This is a genomic window from Streptomyces sp. CRCS-T-1 (genome assembly GCF_024442335.1).
GTDB lineage: Bacteria > Actinomycetota > Actinomycetes > Streptomycetales > Streptomycetaceae > Streptomyces > Streptomyces koelreuteriae.
Genome location: NZ_CP101651.1, coordinates 7,966,434 through 7,985,794, shown reverse-complemented (window position 1 = coordinate 7,985,794; position 19,361 = coordinate 7,966,434). Strand labels below are relative to the sequence as shown.

General features: G+C 70.1%; 17 protein-coding genes. 10 read left to right on the top strand and 7 right to left on the bottom strand.

Features of this window, described 5'->3' with window-relative positions; genetic code table 11:
* Positions 1-29 precede the first annotated feature (29 nt).
* The 3 genes from NNW99_RS36115 to NNW99_RS36105 all read left to right on the top strand — a co-directional run bounded on the left by NNW99_RS36115 (position 30) and on the right by NNW99_RS36105 (position 3,326).
* A complete protein-coding gene (locus NNW99_RS36115; RefSeq protein ID WP_215123395.1) occupies positions 30-815 on the top strand; it encodes an HpcH/HpaI aldolase/citrate lyase family protein in 786 nt (261 codons plus the stop codon).
* Complete coding sequence (locus tag NNW99_RS36110) at positions 815-1,768, top strand: phosphoglycerate dehydrogenase (RefSeq protein WP_215123394.1); 954 nt, start codon at positions 815-817, stop codon at positions 1,766-1,768. The genes NNW99_RS36115 and NNW99_RS36110 overlap by 1 nt, the downstream gene beginning before the upstream one ends.
* A 127-nt stretch (positions 1,769-1,895) precedes the next feature.
* Positions 1,896-3,326: an Nramp family divalent metal transporter gene (locus NNW99_RS36105; RefSeq protein WP_215123393.1), complete on the top strand. Its 1,431-nt coding sequence runs from the start codon at positions 1,896-1,898 to the stop codon at positions 3,324-3,326.
* 128 nt (positions 3,327-3,454) lie between these two features.
* Here the strand turns inward: NNW99_RS36105 and NNW99_RS36100 are convergent, their stop codons facing one another.
* Entirely contained in the window at positions 3,455-4,360 is a 906-nt protein-coding gene (locus tag NNW99_RS36100) for a serine protease (RefSeq protein ID WP_215123391.1), read from the bottom strand.
* Positions 4,361-4,479: 119 nt separating this feature from the next.
* On the opposite strand from NNW99_RS36100, the gene NNW99_RS36095 reads away from it, so the two are divergent.
* Positions 4,480-4,863, top strand: a complete 384-nt coding sequence (locus NNW99_RS36095; RefSeq protein ID WP_215123390.1) for a VOC family protein — start codon at positions 4,480-4,482, stop codon at positions 4,861-4,863.
* 46 nt (positions 4,864-4,909) lie between these two features.
* Here NNW99_RS36095 and NNW99_RS36090 read toward each other — a convergent pair whose 3' ends face one another.
* Positions 4,910-5,356 (bottom strand): hypothetical protein, encoded by a 447-nt coding sequence (locus NNW99_RS36090; RefSeq protein ID WP_215123389.1) that lies wholly within the window; start codon positions 5,354-5,356, stop codon positions 4,910-4,912.
* Positions 5,357-5,435: 79 nt separating this feature from the next.
* On the opposite strand from NNW99_RS36090, the gene NNW99_RS36085 reads away from it, so the two are divergent.
* The gene (locus tag NNW99_RS36085) at positions 5,436-5,942 is read left to right on the top strand and encodes a GNAT family N-acetyltransferase (protein ID WP_251058022.1); all 507 of its coding nucleotides are present in this window, start codon (positions 5,436-5,438) and stop codon (positions 5,940-5,942) included.
* Here the strand turns inward: NNW99_RS36085 and NNW99_RS36080 are convergent.
* A complete protein-coding gene (locus NNW99_RS36080) occupies positions 5,896-6,396 on the bottom strand; it encodes a GNAT family N-acetyltransferase (RefSeq protein ID WP_215123387.1) in 501 nt (166 codons plus the stop codon). The genes NNW99_RS36085 and NNW99_RS36080 overlap by 47 nt on opposite strands.
* Positions 6,397-6,590: 194 nt before the next feature.
* Between NNW99_RS36080 and NNW99_RS36075 the strand changes: the two genes are divergently transcribed.
* Both NNW99_RS36075 and NNW99_RS36070 read left to right on the top strand, forming a co-directional pair.
* On the top strand, positions 6,591-7,682 hold the full coding sequence (locus NNW99_RS36075) for an ABC transporter substrate-binding protein (protein WP_215123386.1): 1,092 nt from the start codon (positions 6,591-6,593) through the stop codon (positions 7,680-7,682).
* 252 nt (positions 7,683-7,934) lie between these two features.
* Entirely contained in the window at positions 7,935-10,574 is a 2,640-nt protein-coding gene (locus NNW99_RS36070; protein ID WP_251058160.1) for a SpoIIE family protein phosphatase, read from the top strand.
* A 25-nt stretch (positions 10,575-10,599) separates the two neighbouring features.
* On the opposite strand, the gene NNW99_RS36065 is transcribed toward NNW99_RS36070, so the two are convergent.
* Positions 10,600-11,307 carry a GNAT family N-acetyltransferase gene (locus NNW99_RS36065; RefSeq protein WP_215123384.1) on the bottom strand — a complete coding sequence of 236 codons (708 nt, stop codon included), beginning with the start codon at positions 11,305-11,307 and terminating at the stop codon, positions 10,600-10,602.
* A gap of 156 nt (positions 11,308-11,463) precedes the next feature.
* On the bottom strand, positions 11,464-12,603 hold the full coding sequence (locus tag NNW99_RS36060) for a CdaR family transcriptional regulator (protein ID WP_215123383.1): 1,140 nt from the start codon (positions 12,601-12,603) through the stop codon (positions 11,464-11,466).
* Positions 12,604-12,689: 86 nt separating this feature from the next.
* Between NNW99_RS36060 and NNW99_RS36055 the strand changes: the two genes are divergently transcribed.
* Positions 12,690-13,745, top strand: a complete 1,056-nt coding sequence (locus NNW99_RS36055) for a ferredoxin reductase (RefSeq protein ID WP_215123382.1) — start codon at positions 12,690-12,692, stop codon at positions 13,743-13,745.
* Between the two features lie 7 nt (positions 13,746-13,752).
* Positions 13,753-14,871 carry an acyl-CoA desaturase gene (locus NNW99_RS36050; protein WP_215123381.1) on the top strand — a complete coding sequence of 373 codons (1,119 nt, stop codon included), beginning with the start codon at positions 13,753-13,755 and terminating at the stop codon, positions 14,869-14,871.
* A 14-nt stretch (positions 14,872-14,885) separates the two neighbouring features.
* Here NNW99_RS36050 and NNW99_RS36045 read toward each other — a convergent pair whose 3' ends face one another.
* Together NNW99_RS36045 and NNW99_RS36040 are read right to left on the bottom strand one after the other, a co-directional pair.
* Positions 14,886-15,374, bottom strand: coding sequence for a GNAT family N-acetyltransferase (locus NNW99_RS36045; protein ID WP_215123380.1), 489 nt, complete (start codon positions 15,372-15,374; stop codon positions 14,886-14,888).
* Positions 15,375-15,384: 10 nt separating this feature from the next.
* Positions 15,385-16,512 (bottom strand): PP2C family protein-serine/threonine phosphatase, encoded by a 1,128-nt coding sequence (locus NNW99_RS36040; protein WP_251058021.1) that lies wholly within the window; start codon positions 16,510-16,512, stop codon positions 15,385-15,387.
* Between the two features lie 109 nt (positions 16,513-16,621).
* Here NNW99_RS36040 and NNW99_RS36035 point away from each other — a divergent pair, with 109 nt between their 5' ends.
* On the top strand, positions 16,622-19,324 hold the full coding sequence (locus NNW99_RS36035) for a SpoIIE family protein phosphatase/ATP-binding protein (RefSeq protein WP_215123378.1): 2,703 nt from the start codon (positions 16,622-16,624) through the stop codon (positions 19,322-19,324).
* The last annotated feature ends 37 nt before the right edge of the window (positions 19,325-19,361 follow it).

Genomic DNA, 19,361 nt, shown 5'->3' with positions numbered 1-19,361 from the left:
CCACCCCGGACCGTTACGGAGAATCCTTCATGGCAACCGGCCGCACCCCAGCCGAGTTCACCACCGCGCTGCGTGCCCGCGAGCAGCTGATCGGCTACTGGTCCCTGCTCGACTCACCCATCGCCGCCGAACGTCTGGCCCGCCTCGGCTACGACTACCTCGCCTTCGACGCCCAGCACGGCCTCTTCGGCTACCAGGGCATGCTCCACAACCTCCTGGCCACCGACACCAAAGGCTCCACCGCCGTCGGCATCGTGCGCGTGGAGGCCAACGACCCCACCTACATCGGCAAAGCCCTCGACGCGGGCGCCACCGCCGTCATCGTCCCGTTGATCGACACCGCGCAGGACGCCGCCGATGCGGTCGCCGCCGTGCGCTACCCCCCGCTCGGCCGCCGCTCCTACGGGCCGATGCGTGCCCAGCTCCGTATCGGACCCAACCCGGCCGACACCCACGCGCAGACGGCTGTCCTGGCGATGATCGAGACGGCCGACGGCCTCGCCAACGTCGAGGAGATCTGCGCCACGGACGGTCTCGACGGCATCTACGTCGGCCCCTCCGACCTGCGCCTGGCCATCGGCGGCACCACCTCTACCGACCCCTCCGTACAAGAAGACTTCGAACAGGCCCTGACCCGCATCAGGAAGGCAGCCGAGGCTGCGGGCATCGCGGCCGGCATCCACAACGCCGACGGCGCGAGCGCCGCACGCCGCCTCGCCGAGGGCTGGACCTACGTCTCCATCGCCGCCGACGTCGTCCACCTCCAACAGATCGCCACGACCCACCTCGACGCCGCACGCGGCGGAGCGCGCTGATGCCGACGACGCTCATCACGACCCCGACCTTCGCGCGTCATTCGGCACTCCCCTGGCAGATCCTCGAGGAGAACGGGGCAGGACCGCTCCGCCCGTGCGCCGACGCGGCCCTGCCCACCGCCGAACTCCTCGTCCACGCCGCTGAAGCGGACGCCTTGATCGTCGGCATGGATCTCATCACCGCCGAGGTACTGGACGCCGCTCCCCGCCTCCAGGTGATCGCCAAACACGGCGTCGGCGTGGACACCATCGACCTGGCCGCCGCCCAGGCCCGGGGCATCCCGGTCGTCTGCGCGCCGGGCAGCAACTCCCGTGCGGTGGCCGAGTACAGCTTCGGCCTGCTCCTGTCGGCGGCGCGCTCCCTCACCGCCTCGCACACCGCGGTGGCGGCGGGCGGCTGGCCGAAGCTGTTCGGCCCCGAACTGCACGGCAAGACGCTCGGCATCGTCGGCTTCGGCCGTATCGGGCGGCTGCTCGCCGGCTACGCCCAGGCCTTCGGGATGCGCGTGCTCGCCCACGACCCGTACGTCCCCGACGACGACATCCGCGCGCACGACGCCGAACCGGCCGCCCTCGACGACCTGCTGGCCCGCGCCGACGCCGTCAGCCTGCACACCCCGCCCGACCCCTCCGGCACACCGCTGCTGGACAGCGCCCGTCTCGCGGCGATGCGGCCGGGCGCGATCCTGGTCAACGCGGCGCGCGGCGGCCTCGTCGACGAGCGTGCGCTCGCCGCCCTGCTGTGCTCCGGGCACCTCGGGGCTGCGGCTCTCGACGCCTTCGCCACCGAGCCCCTGCCCGCCGACCACCCCCTGCGTGAAGCCCCTCGCACTCTCCTCACCTCGCACATGGCCGCCTGCACGCCGGAGGCCAACCAGGCCATGGGCGCGATGGTGGCCGAGGACGTCGTACGCGTACTGGCGGGCGAGGCGCCACACCACCAGGCCCGTTGAGCCCAGCTACCACCAGGCCGTTTGAGCCCAGCCACCAGCAGGGCCGGCCGCCCCCGAGTCCCCTCCCCCACACCTGTCCCCGTACCGGATACCGGCGACGACGCCGGAAGATCCCCTAGGACCTGACATGGCCATCACCTCGACCGACGGCGCTGCCGCTGCGCCGCCCCCCGCGCAGCCCGACCCGTACGCGCTGCGCGCCGAAGACGCCCGCCCGGCTCCCGAGACCTTCCGCGGCCGTCTGCGCCACCTCGGCCCCGGGCTCATCCTGTCCGCCGCGGTCGTGGGTTCCGGTGAACTGATCACCACCACCTCGCTCGGCGCGAAGGCGGGCTTCGCCCTGCTGTGGCTGGTGATCATCTCCACCGCGGTCAAGGTCTGGGTACAGATGGAACTGGCCCGCTGGACGATCCTCAACGGCCGTCCCGCCCTGGACGGCTTCCGCGACGTCGGACCCCGCATCGGCCGGCTCAGCTGGATCAACTGGCTGTGGATCGGCATGGACTTCGCCAAAATGTTCCAGCGCGGCGGCATCATCGGCGGGACCGCGGCCGCCTGTTCGATCCTCTTCCCGATCCATGGCGGGTCGCTGAGCGCCTCGTCCCTCACGATCTGGGCCGTGATCGTCACCGCGGCCGCCGTCCTCATCCTCCAGACGGGCAAGTATCACGTCGTCGAGCGGGTCGAGGTCATCGGCATCACGCTCAAGACGGTGATCACCGTCGGCCTGGCCCTCGCCCTGCCGCTCACCGCCTTCGGGTACGGCACCGAGCAGCTCGCCGGCGGGCTCAGCTTCCAGATCCCGGCCGGCACGGTCGGTATCGCCCTCGCGATGTTCGGCATCACGGGCGTCGGCGCCGACGAGATGACGACGTACACGTACTGGTGTCTGGAGAAGGGCTACGCCCGCTGGACCGGCCCCGACGACGGGACCGAGCAGCGCGCCCGGCGTGCCGAGGGCTGGCTCAAGGTCATGCGGCTCGATGTGGGCGTCGCCTGGTTCGTGTGCACGATCTGCACCTTGTCCTTCTACGTCATCGGCGCCTCCGTGCTGCATCCGCAGGGTCTGGTGCCCGAGGGCAACGAGATGATCACCACGCTGTCGCACAGCTACACCGACACGCTCGGGCCCTGGGCGGAGTACCTCTTCCTGGCCGGCGCGATCTCCGTGCTCTTCTCGGTCACCGTCGCCTCGTCGGCCAGCGTTCCGCGGCTGTGGACCAACACCCTCGGTCTGCTCGGCGTGATCGACTGGAAGGACATGCGCGTCCGCACCCGCACCATCCGGATCCTCACCTGGTGCCTGCCGCCGGTGTGGATGAGCTTCTTCCTGTGGGTCCAGTCCCCGGTCCTGATGGTGCAGATCGGCGGCATCGGAGGCGGCATCTTCCTCCTCGCCGTGGTGATCGCGGTCTGGCGCCTGCGCTACACCGGCGTCCCGCCCCGCTTCCGCGCCAACCCCTGGATGACCGCCGCCCTCGTCCTCAGCAGCGCGGCGATCCTCTTCCTCGGGGTGTACGGGGTGCTCGACACGCTGGGCCTCACGCCGGGCGACTGAACCAGCCCCGCGCCTCCCCCGCCGTTCAGGTAGGCCTGAGCGGCGGGGCGCTCACGGGGGAGCGCTCCGATCGGCCGAAGCGGCGAGCATTGGCGGGCGCGCGCTCCGATCCGTCGAAGCCCCGATGCTCAGCCGCGCCCGGCGGCGTCGTAGACGGCCCTCGCGGTCTTGTCGAGCGTCGGCCCGTACATCGGGGAGCCGCCGTTGCCCTCGCCGTGGCTGTTGACCGAGACCACGGTGCCCTTGCCGGTGGCGGAGTCGAAGCCCGCGAGCCAGGGGCCGCCGCTCGCGCCACCCCCGAGGTCGCACGGGACGCGCTGCTCGCCCTCGGGGGCGCGCTGGGAGGTACCGGCGCAGTGCAGCAGTTCCTCGCCCCGCTGGGGAGTGGTCCCGGGATAGCCGAAGGCGGTGACCCGCTCACCGGCCGGACGGCCGAAGGCGATCTTCTGCGCCCCCACCGCGTCGGTGAGCCGCTTCCCGCCTGCCGGGGTGGCGACGACCATGGCCGCGATGTCGTTGACGGTTTCCTCGGCCCAGGAACGCGGCGTCATGGTCGCCTTGACGGCATAACGGCCGTGCGGTGCCTTGCCCTTGGCGTAGCCGGGGACGAAGACGATGTCGCTGTAGGTGTTCACGGGCGAGGAACCGAGGCGCGCGCAATGGGCGGCGGTCATGATCACCGAGCGGTTGGCGCTGGTGACGGCGCTGGCCGTGCACCAGGTGTCCTGCCCCCGCGAGTTGACGAAGAAGAGCCGGCCGATGCTGGGGACTGCCTTGCCCGTCCAGGGCTTGCTGAGCGGTCCGGTCGCCCCCAGATCGACGGTGCGGCCGACCTGCTTCATACGGGCGGGCGTCCAGTGCGAGAGGGCGGCGGCCTGCTCCGCCGCCGTGTAGGTCACCGTGCCGACCTCTCCATTTCCGGCCGCGGCCGCCGTTGGTACGACCGGGGCCGCCAGAGGACCGGCCAGGGCCAGCAGGGCGGTGGCGAGACCGGAGACGGTGCGGCGCGCGCCTCGGGACGGGCTGTGCGACATGGGTGTCCTCTCGGATGATCGGGATCGGGCGACCACCCGGAAGGACGAGGTTTCGGCGGGAGGGGTGCATCCGCCGTCTGATCTTTCCTTCAGGCGATGCTTCGGGCAGGCTCTCCTGCATGGTCTCGGTATTGCAGAACGTGGCGATCGACTGTGCGAACGCCTATGAACTGGCGCGGTTCTGGAGCGAGGTGCTCGGTTGTCCCCTGCACGAGGACGACAAGCCAGGCGCCCCCGAAACCGAGGTGATGCTGCCGGAGGGCCCGCTGCTGTACTTCAATCAGGTGCCGGAACCGAAGACCATCAAGAACCGCCTCCACCTGTGCCTGCGCCCGACGACCACACGCGAGGAGGAGGTCGACCGACTCCTGAACCTCGGCGCCACCCTCATCGACGACCGCCGCGAGCCCGAAGGCCCCGGCTGGGCCGTCCTCGCCGACCCCGAGGGCAACGAATTCTGCGTCCTGCGCAGCGAGTCCGACCGCGCGGCAACGCCTTCCTGAGCCTCACTCACGCCATCACGCCACGGCATTGCCGGTGCGGACGCGGTCAGTTCGAGGCTCCGACGCTACTGACCCAGACGCGGAAGGGCGGGCTCTCCAGGTCGTCCGGGTCCGGCCAAGCGAGAAGGCCCGGCTCGTTGTCGGCCAGAAATCCCTCGACGATCGGACCAAGGTCGCCGGACGCCGCGTACGGACCGCTGAACGGCAACGCGTCCGCGGACACGGAACCGGTCGAGCACCGGAGCTGCCCGGCCTGTTCGTCGTGCCACACATAGAACGTCGCCACCGCGGGAAACCCCAGATCGCGAATGCGCCCCCGGATGGCAGCAGCGGTCCGCTCGAAGGCAGCCACCACCTCGGCGGCAGCCAACGCCCCCCTGTCCTCCTCTGTCGCACCCAGCGACCAGGTATTGGTCTCCCACTCCACGGACCGGTCAGCCGGCTCCAGCACCAGGGGCTCGTCGGCCACCTCGGCGATCCACTTCAACAGCACCCCGGCAGTATCCCCGCACAACGCGATGCACGTGGCGAGGCCTCGGCCATGGCGCATCGGGGGGGCTAGGATCACGGCCGTGTCGACCGCACAACACCTCCCCGTGATCCGGCCCGCGACCGGGGCTGACCTTGATGACCTCCAGGCGCTCGCGCGGCGCACGATCGACGCCCGCTACCGCGCGTTCCTCGGTGACGAGGCAGTGGACTGGTTCATCGGCAGTGGGGCTTCGGACGCTCACGTCGAGAGTCATCTGGAGAAGGGTGCTGTGCACTGCCTCAGCCAGGAGGGCGGGATCCTCGGCTTCTCCATCCTCGACGGCCCGACGATCGACTTGATGATGATCGACCCGGATCATCACCGTCGAGGGCTCGGCCGTCTGCTGCTCCATCACGCGGAGGAAACGCTCCTGGCCCGGCATTCGACCATCCGGCTGGAGAGCTTCGCGGACAACACCGCGGCCAACTCGTTCTACGAGGCGTGCGGATGGCGCCCCGGGGACCTGCTCGAGGGCGAAGGGCCAGCCAAGGTCGAGTACCTCAAGACCGGTCGAGACCAGCCGGGGCCTCGGCCGCGAGTTCGCTGAGAGGCTCGCCGCTCAGTCGGCACACCCTCCACTCGTCGAGGAAGTCCACGCCGAGCGACTTGTAGAAGTCGATCGTCGACTGGTTCCAGGCCAGGACCCACCACTCGAAGCGCTCGTAGCCTCTCTGCTCGCAGATCGCGGCCAGGGAGGCGAGCAGGGCCTTGCCGTGGCCGCCGCCCCGGGCCCGCGGCCGTACGTAGAGGTCCTCCAGGTGCATGCCGCGCGTGCCGGTCCAGGACGAGAAATGGGGGAACCACAGGGCATAGCCCATCGTCTCGCCCGTCTCGTCGTCCTCGGCGATCAGTGCGGAGACAGCGGGATGCTCTCCGAACATCGCCTCGCGAAGCTGCTCCTCGGTCGCCCGGGCCTGCTCGGCAGAGCGTTCGTACTCGGCGAGTTCGCGGATCATCGCGCGGATCTCCGCGACGTCGTTCACAGTGGCGGCACGGATCATGCCGGAGATCATCGGCCACGGAACCGTGCCGCGTCCATCGAATTCCGGGCGCCGAGGCAAGCACCCACCCCCACGCCCGCAAAGAAGGTACTTTTCCTGATATGAAATGACCCGACTACGAGCAGGGCCTGCCAAGGAATCACCCTCCGTCACGGATCATCCAGAAGGCTCCAGAGGACACGGTGGAGGCAGCGGTGGGAGACGTCTCCGGGATCGACCGCAGGGCCTTCCTGAGTGGAGTCGGCGGAATCGCCGCCGGTGTGGCCGCCGCGACGCTCAGCGCCTGCGACAGCCGTACCGACAGGAGTTCCACCAAGAGCAGCAAGCTCCTCGTGGTCCGTGATTTCGGCGGCGCGTACGGCGAGGCGAATCGCAAGGCGATCTACGACCCGTTCACCAAGGAAACCGGCATCCGGATCAACGTGGTGAACTTTTCCCACACCCAGATCCTCGCCCAGATCAAGGAAGGCCGGCCGCGTTTCGACGTCATGGACATCGACATGTCCAACCTGGTGCGCTTCGAGCACGAGGGCGCCTCCGAGGAACTGGACTACGGCCGATTGAAGAACGCCAGAAACGCGGGAATCGCCGAGTCCCTGCTCACCCCCAACGGCGTGGGCAAGAGTTACTGGGCCAGCGTTCTCGCCTACGGCGCGGACGCCTTCGGCGGGAGGAAGCCCGAGTCGTGGGCGGACTTCTGGGACCTCGGCACCTTCCCGGGCAGCCGGGCGCTTCAGGGCGCGGTGGACTGGCCGGAACTGGAGTTCGCCCTGCTCGCCGACGGCGTGCCCCTCGACCGGCTCTACCCGCTCGACGTGAACCGTGCCTTCAAGGTCCTCGACGAGATCAAGGGCTCGGTGCGGACGTTCTGGGAGTACGGCGCCGAACCGGGTGAGCTGCTGGACCGCAATAGGGTCGTGGCCTCCAGCAGCTGGGCCGGACGCGTCCAGAGCCTGATCAAGAACGGCTCTCCGCTGGCGTACGAATGGAACGGCGCCCGCAGACAGAGCAACGGCTACGGAATTCCCAAGGGCGCCGCCCATCCCGACGCCGCATACCGGCTCATCGATTTCGCGCTGCGACCCGAGGTGCAGGCCTATTCGGCCCGGATCTACCCCGAAGGGCCCGTGGTGCCGGCCGCCTACGGATTCCTCACCGAATCCACCGCCGTGAACCTGGCGAGCACGCCCGGGCACCTTCTGACGGGCTTCGACCTGGACATCGCGTGGTGGCTGGAGAACGGGGATTCCGTGACCAGGCGCTGGCAGGAGTGGATACGCGGCTGACCGACCGAACCCAACCATATGGCCGTATATGACTGTGCATGGTAAAGAGTCGGTATGGCCAGGCACCTTGGTCGACTAGCGGCCTTCCGGCCCCACGCGCACCGCGGAGGGCGCCCTCGGCGGGCCTCACCAGGGGCCGAGGAGCCCGATCCGCAGCCGGAGCCTGACACCCGGCCGCCCAAGCGACGGCGGCCGGGCCTGCCCAGGGTGCGCAGCGTCGCCGGCCGGGTGTTCCTGCTCCAGCTCGTGATCATGGTGCTGTTCGCCGCCGCCGCGGGAGGGGCTCTCGTGGTGCAGGCCCGGGAATCCAACATGCAGGAGGCCCGGCAGTTGTCGATGGGCGTCGCACAGTCCTTCGCACGCGCCCCGGGAACGCTGGACGCCATGAAGACCGGCCGGCCCACCGAACTGCTGCAGCCGCGCGCGGAGGACACCCGCAGGAACACCGGGGTCGACTACGTGGTCGCGTTCGACCCTCAGGGCTTCCGCTGGACCCACCCCGACCCGAAGCTGATCGGCAAGCACATCTTCGCCCTGCGCGAGGGCGGCGCCGCCGACCGGCCCTTCACCAAGACCTTCGAGGGCAGCCTGGGTCTGGCCGTGGACACGACCGTCCCTGTCTACGACACCAACAGGACCACCGTCGCCGGCTTCGTTTCGGTCGGGGTCACCGTCGCCAGTGTGGACGACGTCGTACAGGACCAGCTGCCGCAGCTGCTGGGGTTCGCCGGCGCGGCACTCGCGGTGGCCGCGGTCGGCACGGCGATCGTCTCCTGGCGGCTGCGACGGCAGACCCGCGCCCTGGATCCGTCCGAGATGACCCGGATGTACGAGCACCATGACGCGGTGCTGCACGCGGTGCGGGAAGGCGTGGTGATCATCGGCGACGACGGACGGCTGCTGCTCGCCAACGACGAGGCGCGGCGGCTGCTGGACCTGCCCGCCGACGCCGAGGAACGCCGTGTCAGCGAGCTCGGTCTGGCGGCGGACACCACCGCGTTGCTGGGCTCGGGCCGGACGGTGACGGACGTGGTGCATCTGGCGGGCGACCGGCTGCTGGCGGTCAACCTTCGGCCGGTCGATCCCGGCAGCCGCCCCGCGGGCAGCGTCGTCACGTTGCGCGACACGACAGAGCTGCGTGCGCTGGCGGGCCGTGCGGAGGTGGCCCGGGAGCGGCTGGGGCTGCTGTACGAGGCGGGGATCCGGATCGGGACCACGCTGGACGTGGTGCGCACCGCGCAGGAGCTGGCCGAGGTGGCGGTCCCCCGGTTCGCCGACGCGGCGACGGTCGATCTGCTGGATCCGATCCTGCGGGGTGCCGTCTCGGCCGGTCCCGGGCCGGAGATGCGCCGGGTGGCGGTGCACGGCGTCGACGGTGCCCGGTCTCTCTACCCGGTCGGAGAGCTGATCCGCTTCGTCCCCACCTCGCCCGTGGCCGTCGGTGCCGAGCGCGGCCGTGCGGTCCTGGACGCCGACCTGACCTCGTCCAGCGAGTGGATGAACGCCCAGGACCCCGTACGCGCCCGGCATCTGCTGGACCTCGGCTTCCACTCGCTGATCACCGTGCCGCTCCAGGCCCGCGGGGTGGTGCTGGGCATGGCGAGTTTCTGGCGCTCGGACGCGGTTCCCTTCGGCGAGGAGGATCTGGCCTTCGCCGAGGAACTGGCCGCCCGGGCCGCGGTCGCCGTCGACAACGCCCGCCGCTACACCCGCGAGCACACGCTGGCCGAGACCCTCCAGCGGAGCCTGCTGCCCAGCTCCCTGCCCGACCACTCGGCCGTGGAAGTGGCCCACCGCTATCTGCCCGCCCTGGAGGGCGTCGGGGGCGACTGGTTCGATGTGATCCCCCTGCCCGGCGCCCGGATCGCCCTGGTGGTCGGCGATGTGGTGGGGCACGGCCTGCACGCCGCTGCCACCATGGGCCAGCTGCGCACCGCGGTGCACAACTTCTCCGCCCTGGACCTGCCCCCGGACGAACTCCTCGGGCATCTGGACGAACTGGTCGCCCGGATCGACAGCGACGAGAACGTCGAGCGGGACAACGAGAGCGTTTCCGGAGCCACCTGCCTCTACGCGATCTACGACCCGGCATCCGGAAAGTGCGCCCTGGCCCGGTCCGGGCACCCCGAGCCGGCCCTGGTACACCCCGACGGCACCGTGGAGTACCTGCCGGTGCCCGGTTCACCGCCGCTCGGCCTGGGCGGCGGCCTGCCCTTCGAGACCGCCGAACTCACCCTCCCCGAGGGCTCCCGTCTGGTCCTCTACACGGACGGCCTCATCGAGGACCGGGAACACGGCCCCGACACCGGCCTCGAAGCACTCCGCCTGGCCCTGGCGCACCCGGACCGGACACCCGAGGAGACCTGCCAGGACGTCCTCGACGCGGTGCTGCCCGCTCGGTCGAGCGACGACATCGCCCTGCTCGTCGCCCGCACCCGTCTGCTGGACCCCTCCCAGGTGGCCGAATGGGACGTGCCCGGCGATCCGGCGATCGTCGCCGGCATCCGCTCGGATGCCACGCGCCGCCTGGAGACCTGGGGCCTGGCGGAGATGGCCTTCACGACCGAGCTGATCATCAGCGAGCTGGTCACCAACGCCATCCGCTACGGCACAGAACCGATCCGGCTGCGGTTGGTGCACGACCACGACAGCCTGATCTGCGAGGTCGCCGACGGCAGCAGCACCTCACCACATCTGCGCCGGGCCGCGACCACCGACGAGGGCGGACGAGGACTGTTCCTCGTGGCCCAGTTCGCACAGCGCTGGGGGACCCGCTACACGGCCCGGGGCAAGGTGATCTGGACCGAACAGTCCACCCAGAGCCCGGCGGACGACACCGACGACATGTCGGCCGACGCCCTGCTGGACCAATGGGAGGACGCGTCCTGGTGAGCCGGGCCAGCGAGGGCCGCATGTCTCACGGAGTGCGGAACCCGCGAAACGTCACATGCTTCCGGGTCTCGAACCCGAGCCGCTCGTAGAGCGCGATCGCGCCGGTGTTCGCCTCGGCCACGTGCAGGAAGGGACGTTCGCCCCGGCTCACGATGCGGGCGATCAGGGCCCGTATCAGACGGGCGGCGTGGCCGTGTCCGCGTGCCTCGGGAGCGGTGCAGACAGCGCTGATCTCGGTCCATCCCGGAGGCCGGAGCCGCTCCCCCACCATCGCCACCAACGCGTCACCGTCGCGGACGCCGAGATAGGTGCCGAGTTCATGCGTGCGCGGCCAGAACGGCCCCGGCCGGGTCCGCTCGACGAGGCCGAGCATCCCGGGCACGCTCTCCTCGCCCAACTGGACGACATCGGGGTCCGGTTCGGCACGAGAGGCATTCGGGCCGCGGTCGCCGGTCCAGATCATCTGGCGGCCTTCCAGCACGAAGACCGGCTCCCAGTCCGACGGCGGCAGCGCCGGGCAGCTGAACATGTCGGCGAACTCGCCCCGCCCCAGCAGTTCGGCGAGATCACCCCACCCCTCCGGGTCCGCCTCCACGGGCACCGCGGAAAAGGTCGCGACGCCCGGAAGGTAGGTGACGGCCTTGCCCAGACGGCGAGCGAGATGCCCGTGGTGACCGCGGAGCGATTCCCCCACCGGGTCGTCGAGTACGACGTCGTCGCGGAGACCAATCATCCTGCTGTGCGCTCCTGAAACCTCTGCCGACGTCGGTCGCCCCTGACCGACACGGTGTCATCGGGTGCCGGCGGACTATCGTAGTCACCTCCCGGCGATCGCCCCCGACGGGCCCGGACCGCTCGCGGACGCGGTCATGGACGGTCGGCGTACGCGTCAGCCGCCCCGAAGACCGACCGCCAGGGTCAGTTCAAGGACCCGCTGTGGTGATGCGAGATCCGGGAACAGCTCCCGCAGCTGCGACATCCGGTACCGGACGGTTTGGGGATGGACGAACAACGCCGCCGCCACCTCGTCCCGTCTGCCCTGGTGCAGCAGCCACTCCCGCAACGTCTCCTCCAGCCGCCGTGCGGTCGCGTCAGGCAAGGTCCGCAACGGTGCGAGGGCTCGGGCACGCAGATCCGCGAACGCGTCCGCGTCGGCGCTCAGCACCAGCTCGGGCAGGTGGTCCTCGGTGTCGCGAATATCGAAGGAGAGCAAGCGCGCGCGTATGGCTCGTGCGTACGAGGCGGTCGCGCGAGTCCACGGCCGGGCCGGGCCGGCCACGGCGGTGCGGTCGGTCAGCTGCCGCAGGAGATGTGATCGGTCGGCATCGGGGACGAGCAGCACACCCGTGGCGTCCGGCAGATCGTCGAGGACGAGGGTGCTCGGGTCGAGCACACGGTAGGCAGGCCGGGCCTGGGCGGCTGGCAGCAGGACCGCGGTCAGTGAAACCGGAGGCTGCCACCCGGCCCGTTGAGCGGAGGCCAGCAGCACGTCCGGGCTCGCGCCGGCGAGGAGGTCGCGGGCCAGGTGCTCCAGGTGGCGTTCGTGGGCCCGGCCCCGGGCGGCCAGCTCGTCGGCGTGGCCCGCGGCGCTCGCGGCGGAGAGCTCGTCGATGTAGGCGAAGGTCAGTTCGGCGAACTTGGCGACCTCGGCGGCGGGCAGTCCCGCCGGTACGGCGCCCGCCGCCAGGCACCGCCAGGCCACACGGGCGCCGACGCGGTAGGCGCTGAGCAGGGCGTCCATCGAACGGCCGTCGCGCACCTCGCCGCGGCCCAGCTCGTAGGCCGCGTCGCCGCCGTCGCCGCCCGTGGCGTTCCCGCTCGCGAGGTCCAGGTAGTGCCCCAGAGCGGTGCGCACGGCGCGGCGGATGGTGGCGCCCATGTGGCCCGAAAGGGCGTTGGCGTAGGAAGGGACCTCGTCGATGATCGCCTGGACGACCTCGTCGGCGGTGCTCTTCAGCGCGGCCCGAAGTACGGTGACCGTCGTCTCATCCAGGGCCAGTTCGCTGGCCCTCCGGGTTACATGGCTCACTTTTTGTTCCCTGCGAACAATTCAGCCGACCAGATTCACGTCCTGCGGTCAGGACTTTACGCCCTGAGGCACAGCAAGCTGAAGTCATGACGAGTACAGCCCTCCGCAGCAGGGCGTGGAAACTACTGGAGATGGTCACGACGCCGCTGCTGCCGTCGGACTACCTCGACCTGGTCAGCCCGCTGCGCGCGGGCGCTGACCTGCGGGGGCGCATCGAGGCCGTGCACCCCGAGACGGGTGACGCCGCGACCATCGTGATCAGGCCGGGACGGGGCTGGCGCGGCCACACGGCCGGTCAGTACGTGCGGATCGGGATCGACGTCGACGGGGTGCGCCTGTGGCGTGCCTACTCCCTCACCTCGCCGACAGACCGCCAGGACGGCCGCGTCACGATCACCGTGAAGGCGATCCCGGACGGCAAGGTCAGCAACCACCTGGTCCGCAGGGCCAAACCGGGCACGCTGATCCAGCTCGACCAGCCGACCGGTGACTTCGTGCTGCCGCGTGCCAGGCCCGCCAAGGTGCTCTACCTGACGGCCGGCAGCGGCATCACGCCCGTGATGGGCATGCTGCGCGACACCGAGTTCGAGGACGTCGTCATGGTCCACTGCGCGCCGCGGCCGCAGGACGTGATCTTCCGTAGTGAACTGCACGACCTGGTCGCGGACAAGAAGCTGCGGCTCACCGAGGTGCACACCGACACGGACGGCAAGCTCGACGTCGCCCGTCTCGACGAACTCGTGCCCGACTGGGCCGAGCGCGAGACCTGGGCCTGCGGGCCCACGGGCCTGCTCGACGCCGCCGAAGAGCACTGGAGCGAGCGCGGCGTATCGGAGCGCCTGCACACCGAACGCTTCCGCCCCAGCATCGTCGTAGCGGGCGACGGCGGCGAGGTCACGTTCAGCACCACCGGCAAGACCGTCGACGCGGACGGCGCCACGCCATTGCTGGACGTCGGCGAGGAGGCCGGTGTGCTCATGCCCTCCGGGTGCCGCATGGGCATCTGCTTCGGCTGCGTCACGCCGCTCAAGACGGGCGCCGTCCGCGACCTGCGCACCGGCGAGATCACCGAGGCCGAACCGGGCGTCCTCATCCAGACCTGCGTGTCCGCCGCCGCGGGCCCCTGCGACATCGAACGGTAGGAACAGCTTGACCGCCATCGACCCCACCGCCCACCTGACCGCCGAGCAGATCGAGGAGCTCGGCCGCGAGCTGGACGCGATCCGCGACGAAGTGATCGCCGACCGCGGCGAGAAAGACGCCGCCTACATCCGCAAGGTGATCTCGGCGCAGCGCAAGCTCGAGCTGGCCAGCAGGGGTGTCCTGCTGTTCTCGTTCTTCCCGCCCGCGTGGCTGATCGGCACCGCCGGGCTGTCCGTGGCGAAGATCATGGACAACATGGAGATCGGCCACAACATCCTGCACGGCCAGTGGGACTGGATGCGGGACCCGAAGATCCACTCCACCACCTGGGACTGGGATCACGTCTCGCCGGCCGACCAGTGGAAGCACTCGCACAACGAGCTGCACCACACGTACACCAACGTGATCGGCAAGGACAACGACCTCGGCTACGGCATCATGCGCGTCGACGAGGACCAGAAGTGGCACCCGTTCCACCTCGGCCAGCCGCTGTGGAACTTCATCAACGCCTGCTTCTTCGAGTACGGCATCGCGGCGTACGACCTGGAACTCGGCAAGAACCTGCACAAGCGCCGCCGCAAGAACCCGGAGTTCCGCGCGCGTGCCAAGGACGTGGGCCGCAAGATCCGCAAGCAGGTGCTCAAGGACTACGTGATCCACCCGCTGCTGTCGGGCCCGTCGTTCCTCACCACGCTCGCCGCCACGTTCACCGCCAACCTGGTCCGCAACCTCTGGACCCACTCGGTGATCATGTGCGGGCACTTCCCCGAAGGCGTGCAGGTCTTCGAGCGCCGGTCGATCAAGGGCGAGACGCGCGGCCAGTGGTACCTGCGCCAGATGATGGGCTCGGCCAACATCAGCGGCAGCAAGGCCATGCACTTCATGACCGGCAACCTCTCGCACCAGATCGAGCACCACCTCTTCCCGGACCTGCCGAGCAACCGGTACGCCGAGGTCGCGGTGAAGGTGCGCGCGCTGTTCGAGAAGTACGAGCTGGAGTACGTCACCGGGCCGCTGCCCAAGCAGGTGTTCTCCGCGTGGCGCAAGGTCTTCCGGCTCTCACTGCCGAACAAGAAGCCCAAGCTCAAGACGCCGGACCGCGAGCAGGAGCTCATCGCGGCCTGATTCCCGGCACCGCCTCATTCCGAAGGAATGCGGAACTCGAATTCGGGACGGTCCCAGGGCACGGCGGGCGGGTTCGCGAACGCGGTCCCCGTCCGCACCGCTCCGGCGCGGTGGTAGAAGCCCGCGGCGGGAAGATGCGACACGACCTTGACACGGTCGATCCCGGCGGCACGCGCCTCGGACCGCATGTGCGCGACGAGGCGTCGTCCGATGCCTCGTCCTTGCGCCTCGTCGGCGACGAACATCAGATCGAGCTCCGGTGGCGCGAGGACGAGCGAGTAGAACCCGAGGACCCGGCCGTCCTGCTCGTCGGCGCCCACGGCCACGAAGACGCGGTGGGCCTCGATGTAGTCAGGACCGACCCGGTAGCCCGCGACCGCGGACGCGTACATCCCCTCGTAGGCGCCCGAGCCACGCACGATGCGCGTGAGCCGCTTGGCATCCCGCTCGACGGCCCTGCGTATCGTGATCGGCCGGCTGACCGGGGAAGTGCGTGACCTCATCGGAAGAGTATTACGCGACGCCTCCCCGGCCCTGCGCGGTGGTGCGCCTCAGCGCGAGGGCCGCGATGTCGTCACCGAGCCTTCCGCCGCTGTGCCGGAGCAGATCCTGGTGCAGGTGGTCGAGCAGCTCGCGAGGGTGCTCCGTATCCGGCCGGCGCATCCAGTCCGGCAACGGGAAGAACCGGCCGGTGTGGTCCCGGGCCTCGGATACGCCGTCCGTGTAGAAGAGCAACTGCTCGCCCGGGGCGAAGTCGACGGTGTCGACCCAGTAGCGGTCACCGATGAGTGCCGCGAGGTTGAGGGGCGGCGAGGGGAAGGTGGGCACCAGGACCCGGACCTTCCCGCAATGAGCGATCAGCGGCGGGGGATGTCCGCAGTTGAGAAGTCGTAGCCCGTCGCCATCCTGCGGGATCTCGGCGAGGAGAGCGGTGGCGAAGTGCTCGGGCTGGTCCTGGACGGGAAACGCGGCGCTGTGGCGCGTGACGGTGGCCTCCAGGCGGCGGACGATGCCCCGCAGGTCGGGCTCGTCGTAGGCGGCCTCCCTGAAACAGCTGATCACCGCCGAGGCCGCCCCCACCGCGGACAGTCCCTTGCCCCGTACATCGCCGATGAGCAGCCGGACCCCGTGCGGTGTACCGATCGCCTCGTAGAAGTCGCCGCCGATCCGGGCCTGCTCCTGGGCTGCCAGATAGAGCGACTCGATCTCGACGCCCTCGATGCGGCCCGGCAGGGGGCGTAGCAGCACCTTCTGGGCCGCGTCGGCGACGAGACGGACCTGGAAGAGCATCTCCTCCCGCTGAAGTCGGACATGACTGCCGTACGCGGCCGCCAAGGTGACCGCGATGATCGCGGCCAATGTGTACGGCGTCCCCAGATCGGTGTGGAAGAAGCTGAGGACGACCATGAGCAGGAGGCAGAACGCCCCCAGCGCCATTGTGGGGAGCACGGGCCACATCGCTGCCGCGAGAGCGGGCGCGGCGGGCAGAAGGCGACTGAAGGCGATCTCCCGGGGTGTGGAGAACGCCAGTGCGGCGATGAGAACGGTCAGGACCAGGGGCGACAGCCTGGCAGCTTCCCATCGGCCGCCGGAGGCGGGGCGACGGCGCCACAGCCGTTCAGGCGTGATCACAAAAAGCATCATATCGACCTAATCGGACGTGAAGTGATCCGAACGCGCGTTCGAGGTCGGCCGGGCAAGGATGAGGCGTGCCCTGGCCACTTGGGATCACCGGTGCTAAAAAGGTCGCATGGCGAGTCTTTTCGCCCGTTTTCAACGCCTGTCGGTCAAGCGCCTGATCAGCAAGAACGCGCGGAGCGTGGCCGGGCAGGTGTTGATCTTCCAGGTGGCTCTGGTGGTGCTGCTCGTGGCCTGCGGTGTGTTCGCTCTCATTCTGCAGTCGGAGCGGGACACCAGTGCCGAGGCAAGACGCCGCTCCACGGCCGTGGCACAGACCTTCGCGCACTCGCCGGGTGTCCTGGCGGCACTGCGGACCCCGGACCCCAGCAAGATCCTCCAGCCGCTCACCGAAGCGGCACGCCGGGCCGCCGACGTCGACTTCATCGTGGTCATGGACACCGAGGGCATCCGGTACACGCACCCCTTGCCCGACCGCATCGGAAAGCGGTTCGTGGGCGAGATCGGACCCTCGCTGGAGGGGAAGCTCTACGTGGAGAGCGTCGACGGCCCGCTCGGTCGCGAGGTGCAGGCCACGGTACCGATCAAGAACGCCGACAGGGAGGTCGTGGGGATCGTCTCGGCCGGGATGAAGGTCGAGAACGTCCAGAGTCAGTTGACCCGGCAACTACCGATCATCCTGGGCGCGGGGGCCGGAGCGCTCCTGTTGTCCATCGGCGCGACGGCACTGCTGGGCAGGCGGCTGCGACGGCAGACGCACAGCCTGGCCCCGGACGAGATGGCCCTGATGTACGAGCACCACGACACCGTGCTCCACTCCGTGCGGGAAGGGGTGCTGATCGTGGCCGCCGACGGGCGGCTGATGCTGGTCAACGACGAGGCCAGACGACTGCTGGAGCTGCCCTCGGAGATCGAGGGGCGGCTCGTCTCGGAACTGCCGGGACTCGATCCCGAGACGAAGGCGCTGCTCACCTCCGGGCGCGAGGCCACCGACGAGGTGCACCTCGCGGGAGAGCGGCTGATCGCGGTCAACCAGCGGCCCACCGGGCGCGAGGGCGGCCCCAGGGAAACGGTGGTGACACTGCGCGACTCCACCGAGCTGCAGGCGGTGACGGGCAGGGCGGAGGTGGCGCGGGAGCGGCTCAGGCTGCTGTACGACGCCGGACTCCACATCGGTACCACCCTGGACGTGCTGCGCACCGCCGACGAGCTGGCGCGGGTCCCCATTCCCCGCTTCGCGGACTTCGTGACCGTGGACCTGGCCGACGCGGTCCTGCACGGCGAGGAGCCGGCCCCCACGGGGACGGACATGCGACGCGCGGCCGTGTCCGGCATCGTGGACAACCATCCGCTCACCGAACAGGGCCGGCTTTTCGACTATCTCCCCTACACACCGCAGGCGCGCGGCTACGGCAGCGGCCGCTCCCAGCTGGTGAGCGATCTGCCGACCGCCACGGACTGGCGTGTGCAGGACCCGGAGCGGGCCAAGGCGATCATCGACTGCGGCATCCACTCCCTGATCACCGCCCCCATCCAGGCCCGCGGCGTCGTGCTGGGCATGGCCACCTTCTGGCGCACGCGACAGCATGAGCGCTTCAACGAAGAGGACGTGTCGCTGGCGGAGGAGCTGGTGGCCCGTGCCGCGATCAGCATCGACAACGCCCGCCGCTACACCCGCGAGCACGCCCTGGCGGTCACCCTCCAGCGCAGCCTGCTGCCGCAGGCCATGCCCGAGCAGAACGCCCTCGACATCGCCTACCGCTACCTCCCCGCCCAGTCGGGCGTGGGCGGAGACTGGTTCGACGTGATTCCCATGCCGGGCAGCCGGGTGGCACTGGCCGTCGGCGATGTGGTCGGCCACGGCCTCCACGCCGCCGCCACGATGGGACGGCTGCGCACCGCGGTGCACAACTTCTCCGCCCTCGATCTGCCACCCGACGAGCTGCTGAGCCATCTGGACGACCTGGTCGGAAGCATCGACCAGAACGAGACGGCGCAGAGCGCGGCGGGCGTGGTGGGCGCCACCTGCCTGTACGGGATCTACGACCCCGTGACGCGCCGCTACGTCATGGCGCGGGCGGGGCATCTGGCGCCCGCGCTGGTCCGGCCCGATGGGACCGTCACGTTCCCGGACGTGCCCGCGGGTCCGCCCCTGGGCCTCGGCGGCATGCCGTTCCAGACCGCGGAGCTGTGCCTCGCCGAGGGGACCCAGCTCGTCCTGTACACCGACGGCCTCATCGAGGATCGCAGGCGCGACCTGGACGTGGGGCTGGGGCTGCTGCGCGATGCGCTCACCGGCCACCCCGGCCGGCCGCCCGAGGAGACCTGCCAGGACGTGCTGGACAGGGTGCTGCCCGGGCGCCCCAAGGACGACGTCGCCCTGCTCGTCGCCCGCACGCGGCAACTGCCGCCCGACCGGATCGCCGACTGGGACGTACCACCGGATCCCGCCGCCGTCGCGGGTATGCGCGACGCCGTGTCCCAACGGCTCGAAGCGTGGGACCTCTCGGAGCTCGCCTTCACCATGGAGCTCATCCTGAGCGAGCTCATCACCAACGCCATTCGCTACGGCTCCGGACCGATCCATGTGCGGCTGATCCGCGACCGTACGCTGATCTGCGAAGTGGCCGACGGCAGCAGCACCTCACCGCATCTGAGGTACGCCGCGTCGACAGACGAGGGCGGCCGGGGCCTGTTCCTGGTGTCGCAGATGGCCGAGCGCTGGGGCACCCGGTACACCCCGCAGGGAAAGGTGATCTGGGCCGAGCAGGCCCTGCCCGAGGCCGTACAGCGGCCTGCCCCGGCAGGCCCGTGACGCGGATCGTCGCGCTGTCACCGGTCGGGCGCGCCCG

Excerpts from the sequence above, each read along its gene's own strand:
- NNW99_RS36080 (WP_215123387.1), bottom strand. The coding sequence starts at position 6,396 with ATGATCCGTGCCGCCACTGTGAACGACGTCGCGGAGATCCGCGCGATG.
- NNW99_RS36095 (WP_215123390.1), top strand. The coding sequence starts at position 4,480 with ATGGTCTCGGTATTGCAGAACGTGGCGATCGACTGTGCGAACGCCTAT.
- NNW99_RS36100 (WP_215123391.1), bottom strand. The coding sequence starts at position 4,360 with ATGTCGCACAGCCCGTCCCGAGGCGCGCGCCGCACCGTCTCCGGTCTC.
- NNW99_RS36065 (WP_215123384.1), bottom strand. The coding sequence starts at position 11,307 with ATGATTGGTCTCCGCGACGACGTCGTACTCGACGACCCGGTGGGGGAA.
- NNW99_RS36040 (WP_251058021.1), bottom strand. The coding sequence starts at position 16,512 with ATGCTTTTTGTGATCACGCCTGAACGGCTGTGGCGCCGTCGCCCCGCC.
- NNW99_RS36045 (WP_215123380.1), bottom strand. The coding sequence starts at position 15,374 with ATGAGGTCACGCACTTCCCCGGTCAGCCGGCCGATCACGATACGCAGG.
- NNW99_RS36110 (WP_215123394.1), top strand. The coding sequence starts at position 815 with ATGCCGACGACGCTCATCACGACCCCGACCTTCGCGCGTCATTCGGCA.
- NNW99_RS36115 (WP_215123395.1), top strand. The coding sequence starts at position 30 with ATGGCAACCGGCCGCACCCCAGCCGAGTTCACCACCGCGCTGCGTGCC.
- NNW99_RS36105 (WP_215123393.1), top strand. The coding sequence starts at position 1,896 with ATGGCCATCACCTCGACCGACGGCGCTGCCGCTGCGCCGCCCCCCGCG.
- NNW99_RS36070 (WP_251058160.1), top strand. The coding sequence starts at position 7,935 with ATGGTGCTGTTCGCCGCCGCCGCGGGAGGGGCTCTCGTGGTGCAGGCC.
- NNW99_RS36035 (WP_215123378.1), top strand. The coding sequence starts at position 16,622 with ATGGCGAGTCTTTTCGCCCGTTTTCAACGCCTGTCGGTCAAGCGCCTG.
- NNW99_RS36055 (WP_215123382.1), top strand. The coding sequence starts at position 12,690 with ATGACGAGTACAGCCCTCCGCAGCAGGGCGTGGAAACTACTGGAGATG.